Here is a 13042-nt window from a genome sequence, read left to right on the forward strand (position 1 = left end):
CAACATGCGTAGGGTCATCCAGTTCTCCACCGGCAACGTCGGTGTGCACGCGTTGCGCAGCATAATCGAGCGCCCGGATCTGGAGCTCGTCGGTGTGCACGCCAACAGCGCCGACAAGGTCGGACGTGATGCCGCCGAACTGTGCGGGTCACCCGTTCCGACCGGTGTGATCGCGACCGATGACATCGACGCGCTGGTCGCGCTCGGAGCCGACTGCATGGTGTACACGTCCCAGGCGGAGACGCGGCCCATGGTGGCGATCGACGAAATCAGTCGATTCCTGCGCGCCGGTACCAATGTGGTCGGGACGTCGTTCGTCTGGCTGGTGGCCCCCGACCAGGCCGACGACTGGCTGCGGGGCCCCCTCGCGGCCGCCTGCGCCGACGGTGGCACCACGCTGTACATCAACGGCATCGACCCCGGATTCTCCGGCGACACGCTGGTGTACACGGCGCTGAGCCTGGCGGCGCGCGCCACCGCGGTGACAGTGCAGGAGATCTTCGACTACGGGACCTACGACGACGCCGAGTTCACCGGCGTCAGCTTCGGTTTCGGTACCCGACCCGATCACACCCCGATCCTGTTCTCTCCCGGCGTGCTGTCCTCGATGTGGGGTGCCCAGGTGCGCAGCCTCGCCGCGGACCTCGGCATCGAACTCGATGAGGTGCGGGAACGGCACGAGAAGTGGGTGACGCCCGAACCGATCGACTGCACGATGATGCGGGTGGAACCCGGTCACGTCGCCGCGATCAAGTTCGGTGTGGACGGGCTGCGCGACGGCCGCCCGGTCGTCACGATGGAGCATGTCAACCGGCTCACTGCGGCGGCGGCGCCCGACTGGCCGTTTCCGCCCGACGGTCATCCGGGTGTGCACCGGGTACTGGTGGACGGCAGCCCGGGAATCGAGATCAACACCCATGTCGGAACGTCGGGTATCGACCACAACCAGGGCGGCGTGATCGCCACCGCGGCAAGGGTCGTCAACGTCATCGACGCGGTGTGCCGCGCACCGGTCGGGTTGCTGGCCGCCCACGACCTGCGGGCTCTCGACCACGTCAGGGGTGTCATGTGGTGACCCGGAGAGCATGACCGCGCCACGGCGCCCGGCCACGGGCGGGCAGGCCAGGGCCGAACGCACCCGCGCGGCGGTGATCGACGAGACCGTGCGATGCATCCTCGAGGAGGGGTTCGCCCCGCCCAGCGTCCGGCACATCACCGACCGCGCCGGGGTGACCTGGGGGGTGGTCCAGTACCACTTCGGTGACCTCGACGGGATCCTGATGGCCGTGGTCGATCAGGGCTTCGGCGAGCTGCTCGACACCCTGGCCGGGCTGTCGCCGGCGTCGTCGCCGGGCGCGCGGGACCGGGTTGCGTTGGTCGTCGACGCGGTGTGGCAGGCGTTCTCCAGCACGACCTCGCGAGCCGCGCTGGAGATTCTGATCTCCACCCGCGGTATGCGGGGCGCCGCGGTCAACGCGCACCTCGCCGAGTTGATGGCCAAGCTCACCGATCTCGGACGGCAGCTCGGCGAGGGGCTGGCCGCGCCCGACGCGACACACATCGGCACCCTCATCTGGAACACGCTGCGCGGGATCGTCGTTGCGCAGATGACCTGGCCCGAGCCGGTGGATCAGTCCCGGGATCTGCAGACGCTGGTTGATGTGGTGAGCACCTACATCGAACTCAGAACGTAGACATCGGCCGCACGCTGTTGGCGAGATCGACCAGCGCGTAGCGGTGAGCCTGGGTGGGTGCGACCCGGGCGAGGTTCCGCAGCGACGCCTCGACACCCAGCTGCAGGCCGTGTTCGGTGAACGGGAACCCCAGGATGTGGTTGGTGCTGGCGGTGTTGTCGGCCAGCCAGTCCATGGCGGTGCCGAGGACCAGGGCCCGGATCTGCAGCACCCGCGGCTCGGTGTCGGGCAACGCCTCCACCCGGCGGGCGGCATTGCGGATGTGCTGCTCGGTGACCTCGCTGGAGGACCGACCCGACAGCAGCGTCACCGCGCTCGTCAGCCGTGCGGTCGTGAAATGCCGCGAGGTCGCCGGGACTTCGTCGAGAGTGCGGACCGCCGCGTCGCGCTCGCCGGCCGCGGACAGCGCACGTGCCAGGCCGAAGCCGGCCGAGATGACGCCGCGGTCGGTGGACCACACGGTGTTGTAGAACTTGCGCTCGTCGGCGCTGCCGGCCAGCTCGGCGGTGGCGGCCAGCGCCATCTTCGGCGCCAGCTCGCCGGGGAGGGTGTCGAGGACCTCGGTGAAATGTTTTGTCGCCGAGTCGTAGTCGGCGGTGAGCAGCTCGGACACGGCGCGGAACCAGACCAGTCGCCAGCGCCAGCCGACCCGCTCGGCGAGTTCGTCGAGCTTGCGGGTGGCCTTGGCGACGTCGCCGAGGTCGAGCAGCGCCCGCGCCTCCATCAGCGGCAGCTCGATCGACTGCGACAGGTCGATGCCCTCGGAATCCAGCGACCCGTGGCGTGCGGCGCGCAGCGAATCCAGGGTCTGCACAGGCTGACTGAGCACCGTCGCGGACAGCACCGCGGCGCCGACATCGGTCGGGTCCAACAGCGGGACCTGCAGAGCCTTGACGATCTCCTGCGCGGTGAGCTTCTCCGAGTGCACCTGACCGTCGAGGTAGACGTCGGTGTGCGCCACCAGCAGGTCCACGCCGAACGTCGATCGTGACGGGCTGAACACCGTGGACAGACCGGGCCGCGGCATCCCGGTGTCCTGGGCCACCACCTCACGCAGCACGCCCAGCAGCTGGCTGGTCATCTCCTCGGCGCTCTGGAAGCGCCGCCGCGGGTCGGGGTCGATCGCGCGCCGCAGCAGCCTGCCGAACGAATCGTATTGGGTCAGAACCGGATCGTCCTCGGGCAGTCCGTCGACGTAGCGGCCCTTGCGCAGCCGCATGTGCAGCGTCAGCGCCGCCAGGGTGCGGCCCACCGTGTAGATGTCGCTGGCGACGGTCGGACCGGTGCGCACGATCTCCGGAGCCTGATATCCGGGAGTCCCGTAGAGATAGCCGAACGAGTTCACCGGGGAGACCGCGCCGAGGTCGATGAGTTTGAGCTGGTCCTCGGTCACCATGATGTTCTCGGGCTTGAGGTCGTTGTACACCAGGCCGTTGACGTGCAGATAGCTCAGCGCAGGAAGGATCTCGAGGGTGAACCCGATGGCCTCGGCCACCGGAAGCCGCGAGCCCTCGCTCTGCTTGAGCCGGGTCGCCTGTTTGAGCGAGGTGCCGCCGACGTACTCCATCACGATGTAGCCGACCGGGTTGCCGTGCTTGTCGTCGTGTTCGACGAAGTTGTAGATCTTGACGATCCCCGGGTGGGTCACCTCGGCCAGGAACTGCCGCTCGGCCATCGCGATCGCCTGCGCCTCGGCGTCACCGGAGTGCACCAGACCCTTGAGCACGACCGGACGGTCGTTGACGTTCTTGTCGAAGGCCAGATACACCCAGCCCAGGCCGCCGTGCGCGATACAGCCTTTGATCTCGTACTGGTCGGCGACGATGTCACCGGAGTTCAGTTGTGGCAGAAAGGAATACGAGCTGCCACAGTGCGGGCACCAGCCCTCCGACTGCGCCGGGCCCTCTTGTGACGACCGGCCGACGGGCCGCCCGCAGTTCCAGCAGAACCGCTTGGACTCCGCCACCACCGGATCGGTCATCAGCGCCGCCAGCGGGTCGACCGCGGGCACCCGTGGGATCTCCACCAGACCGCCGCCGAGCCTGCGGGTGCGTGACACCGTGCGCGTCAGGGTCGTGGGCTGGTCCTGGGGTTCGGTGTCGTTGGTCTGCACCGAGTCGTCATCGTCGTCGTCGAAGTTCGGCCGGAACACCGCCTGGGTGGCCATCGGACGCAGCGTCGACGCCGAATCGTCGCTGAGTTCGTTCAGGTCTGCGAAACTCGCGGGCTGAGTGCCCGGGTCGTCGGGGTCGTCGTCGTAGGTGGCCATCAGTCCGAGTACCTCGCAGCCGGCGGCGCCGGAGCGGGACCGAGCACCGTCAACCACTTGCGGTACAGCGTGTTCCAGGTGCCGTCCCGACGCACCCGCTCCAGCGTGCCGTTGACGTAGCGGACCAGACCGGTGTTCTCCAGGTTGACCCCGATCCCGTACGGCTCCGAGTTCAGTGAGGGGCCGACGATGTGCAGGTAGGGATCCTGGGACACCAGCCCGGCGAGGATCGAGTCGTCGGTGCTGACCGCGTCGACCTGGCGCTGCTGCAATGCGACCAGGCAGTCGGCCCACGTCACCGCTCCGACGATCAGCGGCGGCGGGGTGATCTGCTGGATCCGTTCCAGCGAGGTGGTGCCCTTGGCGACGCAGACCCGCTTGCCCGACAGGTCGGCCGAGGTCTGGATCGCCGAGTCCCGCGGCGCCAGGATCCGCTGGTCGGCGGTCAGGTACACCGTGGAGAAGTTCACCAGTTCCTTGCGCTCGCAGGTGATCGTCATCGTCTTGACCACGACGTCGACCTCGTTGTTCTGCAGCGCCTCGATCCGATCGGCCGACGACAGGATCCGGTACTCCACCTGTGACGGGGTCCCGAAGATGTCGCGGGCGATCTCGCCGGCGATGTCGACGTCGAAACCGGTGATCTCACCGGTGATCGGGTCGCGGAAGCTGAACAGGTTGCTTCCGATGTCCAGGCCGACGATCAGCCGGCCGCGCTCCTTGATGTTGCGGACGGCTTCGTCGGCCTCGGCGTCGGTGTCGAACGGGCGCAGGCTGACCCTCGGGTCGCAGTCGTCGTCGGCCACGGTCGGTGCCCGCGCCGGTTCGGGCGGCAGTTCCTCCATCCCGGCCGGTGTCGGCGGCGCCAGCGTGACACTCGGCGTCGGAACCATCGGTGCCGCCTGCGCGCACCCGCTCAGCAGCAGCATCGCCGCCGCGAGAGTCCCCAGGGTCCTGTTCATGTGCCTCGCCTACCGATATTCGCTCAGTCTCGGCCAGATGCCCAACGCCACGGCGATCGCCGCCGCGACACTGAGCGCCGCGGCGCCGACGGTCGCGCCCGAGAGCACCCGACGGGCGTTGGCGATGTCGCTGCGCAACTGGTTGCGGCTCTGTTCGATGCCCTTGGTCAACGCCTCGTCGAGTTTGTCGAAGGCGGGCGTGGCGTCGTCCTCGCCGACCCCGAGGGCGACCTGGGTGGCGGCCTGGTAGTTGCCGACCGCGATGTAGGCGCTGATCCGGTCATCAGCGGCCCGCCACCGGTCCAGCAGTTGCTCCGCGTCGGCCAGATCCGACTTGTCGATCGAATCGTCCTGCGCGAGGTAGCGCACCAGTTGCTCCTGCATCAGGTCGATCCGCTGGTAGTAGGACTGCTTGCGGACGTCCTCGTCGCCGCGCCTGATCAGCGACAGGGTTTCGTCGGCCCGTGCCTGCTGGGCGGTGATCGCCAGGTTGGTGACCGTCTTGAGGGACTCCGCCGCGGTGTTCTTGGCGCTGCGGCTGTCCGATGTGGAGATCACCAGCGCGGTGCCCACCCAGATCAACATGATCAGCACGGCCAACCCGCCGGCGACGAATCCGACATTGACCCGTCGTCGGGTGCGCTTGGCCAGCCAGCGGTTCGCGAACGCCCCGAACAGCAGCGTGGCCAGCACCACCAGGATCACCGGCCCGGGGATTCTGGTCGACGCGGTGGTCTCGGCGTCCACCCGCGCCGAGGTCTGCTCGTAGAGCCGCTGCGCGTCCGGCAGGATCTGCTGCTGCATCATCGACGAGGCCTCGGACAGGTAGGACGAACCGACGGGGTTGCCCGCTCTGTTGTTGGTGCGCGCCGTCTCGACCAGCCCGGTGTAGACCGCGAGCCTGGCGTTGATGCGTCCGAGCAGTTGGACCATCGGCTCGTCGGTCAGACCGCTCGACGCGCGCGTCACCGCGACCGACGCATCGGTGATCGCCTGCTCGTAGCGCTGTCGCACCGCCCGGGGTTCGACGCCGGCGATGAACGCGGTGGCCGCGGCGGCGTCGGCGACCGACAGCGTGGTGTAGAGCTGACCGGCGGCGAAGGACAGCGGCTCGGTGTGGTTGAGGACGGTGGTCAGCGCCTGCTGGCGGTCGTTGATCGTCGTCGACGTCGCGAACGCGCTTCCGATCACCAGCGCTGCCAACACAAAACCGATCGTCATGATGCGGCCGGGAGTGGTCCACAGGAACCACCAACGCGGATGCGCCGGGGTGGTGGGTGACCTGGACGCGAGAGGCTCGGTCGACGGATGCGCCAACTCCACAGTCACGTCTGCGCGGACCCCATCTTGGTCTCGATCTCCCCGGCCTTCGTACCGATTGACCCACACTCTATGAAAGAAGTCTAAGAGTTTCCCGTGCGACGTGTGCGCATTCGCGGGCGGCGACTTCCCCGATATCGGGATCTGTTCCCTATCCTGAACGCGTGCGCGGCGACGGTGACGGTTGGGTGGTCTCGGCCAACGGCGCCGCCTACTGGGGCCGACACGGCGCGGCCGGACTGCTGCTGCGGGCCCCCCGCCCCGACGGATCGGCCGCGGTGCTCCTGCAGCATCGGGCGATATGGAGCCACCAGGGCGGAACCTGGGGACTGCCCGGCGGGGCGCGCGACAGCCATGAGACACCCGAACAGGCTGCGGTGCGGGAGGCCCACGAGGAGGCCGGACTGCCCGCCGACCAGCTGACCGTGCGCACCACGGTGGTCACCGCCGAGGTGACCGGGTGGACCTACACCACCGTCATCGCCGACGCCGAGGAACTGCTGGACACGATTCCCAATCGGGAGAGCGCGGAACTGCGCTGGGTCGCCGAGGACGAGGTGGCCGATCTCCCGCTGCACCCCGGCTTCGCCGCGAGTTGGCAGCGGCTCCGCGACCTGACGGCCTCGATCCCGCTGACGTTCAACCACCAGAGCTGAGCAGCTCTTTCAGGTGCTCGGCGGCGGTCTTCGGATCGCCGGCCGCGGTGATCGCGCGGACCACGACGATCCGACGGGCACCGGCGGCCAGCACTTCGGGGACACGGGCGGCGTCGATTCCGCCGATGGCGAACCAGGGCTTGTCGGTGCCGACCGAAGCTGCTGCCCTGACCAGGTCGAGACCCGCCGCCGCCCGGCCGGGCTTGGTGGGTGTGGGCCAGCACGGGCCGACACAGAAGTAGTCGACCTGCTCTGTCGACGCGGCTGTCATCTGGTCGGCGTCGTGGGTGGACCGCCCGACGAGCGTGTCCCCGACGATGGTGCGGGCGACCGACAGCGGGAGGTCGTCCTGGCCGAGGTGCAGCACGTCGGCGCCGGCCGCCAGGGCGATGTCGGCGCGGTCGTTGACGGCCAGCAGCGCGCCGTGGCGGCGGGCCGCGTCGGCGATGACGGCCAGCGCCTCGATCTCCTGCCGTGCCTCCAGCGGGCCGAACCGCTGCTCGCCGGGTGATCCCTTGTCCCTGAGCTGGATGATGTCGACGCCGCCCGCCAGCGCGGCGTCGACGAATTCGGCCAGGTCGGCACGCTCGCGGCGGGCGTCGGTGCACAGGTACAGGGAGGCCGACTGCAGCCTGGCCCGCGTGGCGGAGTCACTCACACCACGAAACGCTAACCCCGTGCCGACGTAGGCTGGTAGCCGACCACACGGGAGTCCCGGGCAACGGGGACTGAGAGTGAGCGCGCCGCTCTTACCGTCACACCTGATCCGGGTCATGCCGGCGAAGGGAGCAGCGATGCCAGCGTTAGCCGTCATCGGCGGTGGCGTCATCGGGCTTTCGGTGGCGCGTCGCGCCGCTGCGGACGGCTGGGCCGTCCGGGTGCACCGCGCCGAACCCGGCGCGTCGTGGGTCGCCGGCGGGATGCTGGCGCCCCACAGCGAGGGATGGCCCGGCGAGGAGCGCCTGCTGCGGCTCGGGCTGGCGTCACTCGAGCTGTGGAAGCAGGGTTTCCTCGACGGACTGCCACCCGAGGTGGTGACCGCGCGCGAGTCGCTCGTCGTCGCCGTGGACCGGGCCGACGCCGCAGATCTGAAGACCGTCGGGGAGTGGCTGTCGGCTCAGGGGCATCCTGTGACGCTGACCAACGCCGCTCGCGACGTGGAACCCCTTCTTGCCCAGGGGATTCGGCATGGTTTCGTCGCCGAGACCGAGCTGGCGGTGGACAACCGGGCTGTGGTCGAGGCGCTCGCCGCGCACTGTGAGCGGCTCGGAGTGCAGTGGGCGCCCGCGGTCGGCGACCTGACCGAGACCCACTCCGCTGACGTCACCGTGATCGCCAACGGTATCGATGCGCCCTCCCTGTGGCCGGGCCTGCCGATCCGTCCGGTGAAGGGTGAGGTGCTTCGACTGCGCTGGCGCCGCGGGTGTATGCCGTTGCCGCAGCGGGTGATCCGGGCACGGGTGCACGGACGGCAGGTGTACATGGTCCCCAGGGAGGATGGTGTCGTGGTCGGCGCGACGCAGTACGAGCACGGCAGGGACACCGCACCGGCGGTGACGGGGGTGCGCGAACTGCTCGACGACGCGTGCGCGGTGCTGCCCGGCCTGGGCGAGTACGAGTTCGCCGAGTGTTCGGCCGGCCTGCGGCCGATGACCACCGACAACCTGCCCCTCGTGGGCAGGCTCGACGCGCGGACCCTGGTGGCAGCGGGCCACGGACGGTCGGGTTTCCTGCTGGCCCCGTGGACCGCCGAGGCGATCGCCGCCGAGCTCCGCGGCGAGCCGCTGCCCGAGACCGCATACATGGCAGGGGCATCGGCCCGATGAAGCTGACGGTGAACGACGAAGCGGTGGAGGTCGACGAACACATGACGGTGGCGGGGCTACTGGACCGGCTCGGAATTCCGGAGAAGGGCATCGCCGTTGCCGTCAATTGGTCGGTGATCCCGCGGTCACAGTGGCATACCGTGCTCGCTGACGGTGCAAAGGTGGAAGTGGTGACGGCGGTGCAGGGTGGCTGAAGTGTCAACCGGAAAGCTGAGTATCGCGGGTCGGGAGTTCGGATCACGGTTGATCCTGGGCACCGGCGGCGCGGCCAACCTCGCGGTGCTGGAGGCGGCGTTGATCGCCTCGGAGACCGAGCTGACCACCGTGGCGATGCGCCGGGTCGACGCAGAGGGCGGCACCGGCGTGCTCGAGTTGCTGGCCCGGATCGGCATCACCCCGCTGCCGAACACCGCCGGTTGCCGTGGGGCGGCGGAAGCGGTGATGACCGCCCAGCTGGCCCGCGAAGCGCTGCAGACCAACTGGGTCAAGCTCGAGGTCATCGCCGACGAACGGACGCTGCTCCCGGACGGCGTCGAATTGGTCAGGGCGGCAGAGCAACTGGTCGACGACGGATTCACCGTGCTGCCCTACACCAATGACGATCCGATCCTCGCCCGCCGCCTGGAAGCCGCCGGCTGCGCCGCGGTCATGCCGCTCGGGTCGCCGATCGGCACCGGACTGGGCATCGCCAATCCGCACAACATCGAGATGATCGTCGAGCAGGCGTCGGTGCCGGTGATCCTCGACGCCGGTATCGGCACCGCCAGTGATGCCGCTCTGGCGATGGAGCTGGGTTGCGACGCGGTGCTGCTGGCCACCGCGGTGACCCGGGCCGCCGATCCGGCCGTGATGGCCGCGGCGATGGCGGCCGCCGTCAAGGGCGGTTACCTGGCCAGGCAGGCGGGCCGGATCCCGAAGCGGTTCTGGGCGCAGGCGAGCAGTCCAGACCTGTGATGAGCGCTTGCGCGAAGAACCGATGACTCCGAGTACGAAGCGCTATGTCGCCCTGGGAAGTTCGATGGCGGCCGGACCGGGGATCCAGCCGCGGGTGCCCGGATCGCCGCGACCCGCGGGCCGGTCGGGCGCCAACTATCCGCACCTCGTCGCGGCGTCACTCGGCCTGGACCTCGTCGACGTCACCTACTCGGGGGCGACCACCGCGCACGTGCTGCACGAATCGCAGCGCAGCGCCCCACCCCAGGTGGATGCACTCGACGGCAGCGAGACGCTGGTGACGGTGACGATCGGCGGAAACGACATCGGATATGTGCCGATGCTGTTCGCGGCCGGACTGCCCCGGCCGGCGCGGTCGATACCGTTCCTCGGAGCGAAGCTGCGTGAGCTCCTCGATCCGGCGGCGCGCGACCGTGCCCTGGTCGAGGTCGGCGAGTCGCTGGTCGAGGTCGGGCGCACGCTGCGCCGCCGCGCCCCCGACGCTGCCGTGCTGTTCGTCGACTACCTCACGTTGCTGCCGCCGGCCGGTACTCCGGCGCCTCCGCTGCGTGACGCCGAGGTAGCACTGGGTCGGCGGATGGCGGCCACCCTGCAACGCCTGACCGCCGAGGCCGCCGAGGCGACCGGTTGTGCGGTGGTGCGCGCTGCGGACGCCAGTCGCGACCACCACGCGTGGTCGGCCCAGCCCTGGACCACCCGGTTCGGTCTGCCGGTGCCGCGCCGACCCGCTCCGCTGCACCCGAACGCGGAAGGAATGCGTGCGGTCGCCGAACTGGTCGTCGCCGCAGCCGGCAGATGATCGAATTATCCGAGCTGACAAAAACTTACGGGTCGAACACGGCAGTCGACGGGCTGACGTGCTCGATCGAGCCGGGAATGGTGACCGGGTTCCTCGGCCCCAACGGCGCCGGCAAGACCACCACCATGCGGATGATCCTCGGCCTGGACCACCCGACCTCGGGTGCCGCGACGATCAACGGCAAGACCTACCGGCAGCTGACCGATCCGCTGCGTGAGGTGGGCGCGCTGCTCGACGCCCGGCAGGTCCACCCGAACCGGTCGATCCGCGGGCACCTGCGCTGGATCGCGGCCACCAACCGCATCCCGGCGGGTCGCGTCGACGAGGTCCTCGAGATGGTGGGCCTGAGCACCGTCGCGTCGGTCCGGGCGGGCACGTTGTCGCTGGGCATGAGCCAGCGATTGGGCATCGCGGCGGCGCTGATCGGCGATCCTCCGGTGCTGCTGTTCGACGAACCGGTCAACGGCCTGGACCCGGAGGGCATCCACTGGGTGCGCACGCTGATGCGGACGCTGGCAGGCGAAGGCCGCACCGTACTGGTGTCGAGCCACCTGCTCTCGGAGATGGCGAACACCGCCGACCGACTGGTGGTCATCGGCAGGGGAAAGCTGATCGCCTCCACCACGGTCAGCGAGTTCGTCGGCCGCTCCGGCGGCGCCACCGTGAGGGTGCGCAGCCCGCAGTTGCCCGCACTGCGCGAGGCACTCACCGCGGCCGGCCTCACGGTGGACGACGGGCCCGACGCGCTGACGGTGCGTGAGGCCACCACCGACACGGTCGGCGAACTTGCAGCGCAGCACGCGATCGTGCTGCACGAACTCAGCGCCGTGCAGGTCTCCCTCGAGCAGGCATACCTGTCGTCGACCGACGACGCCACCGAGTTCCGGGGCGGACACCGATGACGTCGCTGACCACCGTGGCCGCCGTGGTGAACGCCGAGCGGATCAAGCTGACGACGGTGCGGTCCCCGCTGTGGTCGGCGGCGGCCGCGGCGCTGCTGAGCTTCGGTATCGCCGCACTGCAGGCCGCCACGGCATACGACTACCAATCGCTGACCGCACCGGACGCGGCGCTCGGCGTCGCGGTGTTCGGGGTGCCGGTGCTGATGGTCGTCGCGGCGATGACGGTGACGGGGGAGTACCGCACCGGGATGATCCGCACCTCGTTCATGGCCAGCCCGAACAGGACCCTGTTGCTCATCGCCAAAGCTGTTGTCGCGGCGGTGTTCTCCGCCGTCACCGCAACGGTCATGGTCCTCGGATCGCTTGTGGTGGCGCGCGTCGGCCTGGACCCGGACGCCGTCGGCACCACCGCCGCGATCGGACTCTACGCAGCGCTGGCGGCTGTACTCGGCGTCGGCGTCGCGGCGCTGCTGCGCCACACCGCCGGGGCGGTCAGCGTGCTGCTGCTGTGGCCGCTGCTGGTCGAACCGCTGCTGGCGAACCTTCCGGGCCGAGGTCCGCAGATCGGCCCGTACCTGCCGTTCGCCAACGCCTTCCGGTTCCTCGACGTGCAGTGGTTGTTCCCGACCTACGTGCCGCCGTGGGGCGTGCCGGGGTCGCTCGGCTATTTTGCTGCTGTGGTGGCTGCGGTGTTCGTCGCGGCTGTTGTCGTGGTGAACCGCCGGGATGCCTGACGAAGGGTTGTGACCGCAGTGACCGAACCGCAGACGCTTGTGCTCAAACTGCCGCACCTGGACGTCACGGCGCTGGCGTGGGGTCCCCCGGACGGCCGGCTCGTGCTGTGCCTGCACGGATTTCCCGACAGTGCGTGGGGCTGGGCGAAGCTGGCCCCGATGCTGGCCGCGCGGGGCATGCGGGTGGTCGCTCCGTTCTCGCGCGGATATGCGCCCACAGGTCCGGCCGCGGACGGCGACTACCACATCGGCGCGCTGATGTACGACGCGCTGGCGGTGTACCGAGAACTCGGTTCGCCGCCGGACGCGGTGCTGATCGGCCACGACTGGGGAGCGTTCACCGCCAACGGCATCGCCGCCTATCCGGAGTCACCGTTCGCCGTGCACATCTCGATGGCGGTGCCTCCGGTCGGCGCGCTGCGACGGACCCGTGGCCCCATCGGTCGTCAGTTGCCGATGATGCCGCGGCAGCTACGCAACAGCTGGTACATCATGTTCTTCCAGCTCCCCGGCATGCCCGAGCGACTGCTGCCCCGGATCATCCCGAGGCTGTGGCGCGACTGGGGACCGGCCGGCTACTCGACCGAGGCCGCGTTGAACGAGGCGCTGGCCGCGCTGCCGAGCCCTGCCCATCGCCGGGCGGCTGTCGGCTACTACCGTGCGCTGGCCCGCCCCGGGCGTCCCGCGCCGCGCTACGCCGAGCTGCACAAGTGGCGTTTCGAACTGCCCCGGGCTCCCATCCTGCACCTGCAGGGCGCACAGGACGGCGCGATGATGGCGGCCTACGCCGAGCAGGTAGACACCCAGCTGCCACCGGGCAGCCGGGTGTTGGTCCTCCCGTCGGCGGGGCATTTTCTGCAGATCGAACAGCCGCAGGTCGCCGCCGACGCGATCCTGGACCATCTGGACTCGCGCTAACGTGGTGG

General features: G+C 69.6%; 14 protein-coding genes and 1 riboswitch. Of the genes, 10 read left to right on the plus strand and 4 right to left on the minus strand.

All coding sequences use genetic code 11. The features are described from left to right. The first annotated feature begins 4 nt into the window (after positions 1-4). Both ABDC78_RS02955 and ABDC78_RS02960 read left to right on the plus strand, forming a co-directional pair. Positions 5-1075, plus strand: a complete 1071-nt coding sequence (locus ABDC78_RS02955) for a dihydrodipicolinate reductase (RefSeq protein ID WP_178361270.1) — start codon at positions 5-7, stop codon at positions 1073-1075. A gap of 10 nt (positions 1076-1085) precedes the next feature. After that, entirely contained in the window at positions 1086-1694 is a 609-nt protein-coding gene (locus ABDC78_RS02960) for a TetR/AcrR family transcriptional regulator (RefSeq protein ID WP_178361271.1), read from the plus strand. On the opposite strand, the gene ABDC78_RS02965 is transcribed toward ABDC78_RS02960, so the two are convergent. Genes ABDC78_RS02965 through glnX form a run of 3 tightly spaced genes read right to left on the minus strand, consistent with a single transcriptional unit; the run spans position 1684 to position 6254 of the window. Continuing rightward, entirely contained in the window at positions 1684-3963 is a 2280-nt protein-coding gene (locus ABDC78_RS02965) for a serine/threonine-protein kinase PknG (RefSeq protein WP_178361272.1), read from the minus strand. The genes ABDC78_RS02960 and ABDC78_RS02965 overlap by 11 nt on opposite strands. After that, positions 3963-4925: a glutamate ABC transporter substrate-binding protein gene (locus ABDC78_RS02970; protein WP_178361273.1), complete on the minus strand. Its 963-nt coding sequence runs from the start codon at positions 4923-4925 to the stop codon at positions 3963-3965. The genes ABDC78_RS02965 and ABDC78_RS02970 overlap by 1 nt, the downstream gene beginning before the upstream one ends. 9 nt (positions 4926-4934) lie before the next feature. Further along, the gene (gene glnX / locus ABDC78_RS02975; RefSeq protein ID WP_178361274.1) at positions 4935-6254 is read right to left on the minus strand and encodes a protein kinase G-activating protein GlnX; all 1320 of its coding nucleotides are present in this window, start codon (positions 6252-6254) and stop codon (positions 4935-4937) included. Between the two features lie 155 nt (positions 6255-6409). On the opposite strand from glnX, the gene ABDC78_RS02980 reads away from it, so the two are divergent. Then, complete coding sequence (locus tag ABDC78_RS02980) at positions 6410-6901, plus strand: NUDIX hydrolase (RefSeq protein WP_178361275.1); 492 nt, start codon at positions 6410-6412, stop codon at positions 6899-6901. On the opposite strand, the gene thiE is transcribed toward ABDC78_RS02980, so the two are convergent. Next, entirely contained in the window at positions 6885-7559 is a 675-nt protein-coding gene (gene thiE / locus ABDC78_RS02985; RefSeq protein ID WP_178361276.1) for a thiamine phosphate synthase, read from the minus strand. The two genes, ABDC78_RS02980 and thiE, sit on opposite strands and share 17 nt — an antisense overlap. Before the next feature lie 37 nt (positions 7560-7596). Further along, positions 7597-7706, plus strand: a riboswitch (TPP riboswitch). Here thiE and thiO point away from each other — a divergent pair. The 7 genes from thiO (at position 7696) to ABDC78_RS03020 (ending at position 13034) form a co-directional block, all read left to right on the plus strand. Next, entirely contained in the window at positions 7696-8727 is a 1032-nt protein-coding gene (gene thiO, locus ABDC78_RS02990; RefSeq protein ID WP_178361277.1) for a glycine oxidase ThiO, read from the plus strand. It overlaps the preceding riboswitch by 11 nt. Further along, on the plus strand, positions 8724-8921 hold the full coding sequence (gene thiS / locus ABDC78_RS02995; RefSeq protein WP_178361278.1) for a sulfur carrier protein ThiS: 198 nt from the start codon (positions 8724-8726) through the stop codon (positions 8919-8921). The genes thiO and thiS overlap by 4 nt, the downstream gene beginning before the upstream one ends. Position 8922: 1 nt before the next feature. Then, on the plus strand, positions 8923-9681 hold the full coding sequence (locus ABDC78_RS03000) for a thiazole synthase (RefSeq protein WP_178361509.1): 759 nt from the start codon (positions 8923-8925) through the stop codon (positions 9679-9681). Positions 9682-9703: 22 nt separating this feature from the next. Next, positions 9704-10480 (plus strand): SGNH/GDSL hydrolase family protein, encoded by a 777-nt coding sequence (locus ABDC78_RS03005; protein ID WP_256736372.1) that lies wholly within the window; start codon positions 9704-9706, stop codon positions 10478-10480. Then, on the plus strand, positions 10477-11382 hold the full coding sequence (locus ABDC78_RS03010) for an ATP-binding cassette domain-containing protein (protein ID WP_178361279.1): 906 nt from the start codon (positions 10477-10479) through the stop codon (positions 11380-11382). The genes ABDC78_RS03005 and ABDC78_RS03010 overlap by 4 nt, the downstream gene beginning before the upstream one ends. Then, positions 11379-12116, plus strand: coding sequence for an ABC transporter permease (locus ABDC78_RS03015; RefSeq protein WP_178361280.1), 738 nt, complete (start codon positions 11379-11381; stop codon positions 12114-12116). Before ABDC78_RS03010 ends, ABDC78_RS03015 begins: the two co-directional genes overlap by 4 nt. Positions 12117-12134: 18 nt before the next feature. After that, on the plus strand, positions 12135-13034 hold the full coding sequence (locus ABDC78_RS03020) for an alpha/beta fold hydrolase (RefSeq protein ID WP_178361281.1): 900 nt from the start codon (positions 12135-12137) through the stop codon (positions 13032-13034). The last annotated feature ends 8 nt before the right edge of the window (positions 13035-13042 follow it).

This window comes from Mycobacterium sp. DL (assembly GCF_039729195.1).
Lineage (GTDB): Bacteria > Actinomycetota > Actinomycetes > Mycobacteriales > Mycobacteriaceae > Mycobacterium > Mycobacterium hippocampi_A.

Bases quoted from the DNA above. Each gene is read 5' to 3' on its own strand.
- ABDC78_RS02955 (WP_178361270.1), top strand. From the start codon at position 5: ATGCGTAGGGTCATCCAGTTCTCCACCGGCAACGTCGGTGTGCACGCG.
- ABDC78_RS02960 (WP_178361271.1), top strand. From the start codon at position 1,086: ATGACCGCGCCACGGCGCCCGGCCACGGGCGGGCAGGCCAGGGCCGAA.
- ABDC78_RS02965 (WP_178361272.1), bottom strand. From the start codon at position 3,963: ATGGCCACCTACGACGACGACCCCGACGACCCGGGCACTCAGCCCGCG.
- ABDC78_RS02970 (WP_178361273.1), bottom strand. From the start codon at position 4,925: ATGAACAGGACCCTGGGGACTCTCGCGGCGGCGATGCTGCTGCTGAGC.
- thiO (WP_178361277.1), top strand. From the start codon at position 7,696: ATGCCAGCGTTAGCCGTCATCGGCGGTGGCGTCATCGGGCTTTCGGTG.
- thiS (WP_178361278.1), top strand. From the start codon at position 8,724: ATGAAGCTGACGGTGAACGACGAAGCGGTGGAGGTCGACGAACACATG.
- ABDC78_RS03005 (WP_256736372.1), top strand. From the start codon at position 9,704: ATGACTCCGAGTACGAAGCGCTATGTCGCCCTGGGAAGTTCGATGGCG.
- ABDC78_RS03010 (WP_178361279.1), top strand. From the start codon at position 10,477: ATGATCGAATTATCCGAGCTGACAAAAACTTACGGGTCGAACACGGCA.
- ABDC78_RS03015 (WP_178361280.1), top strand. From the start codon at position 11,379: ATGACGTCGCTGACCACCGTGGCCGCCGTGGTGAACGCCGAGCGGATC.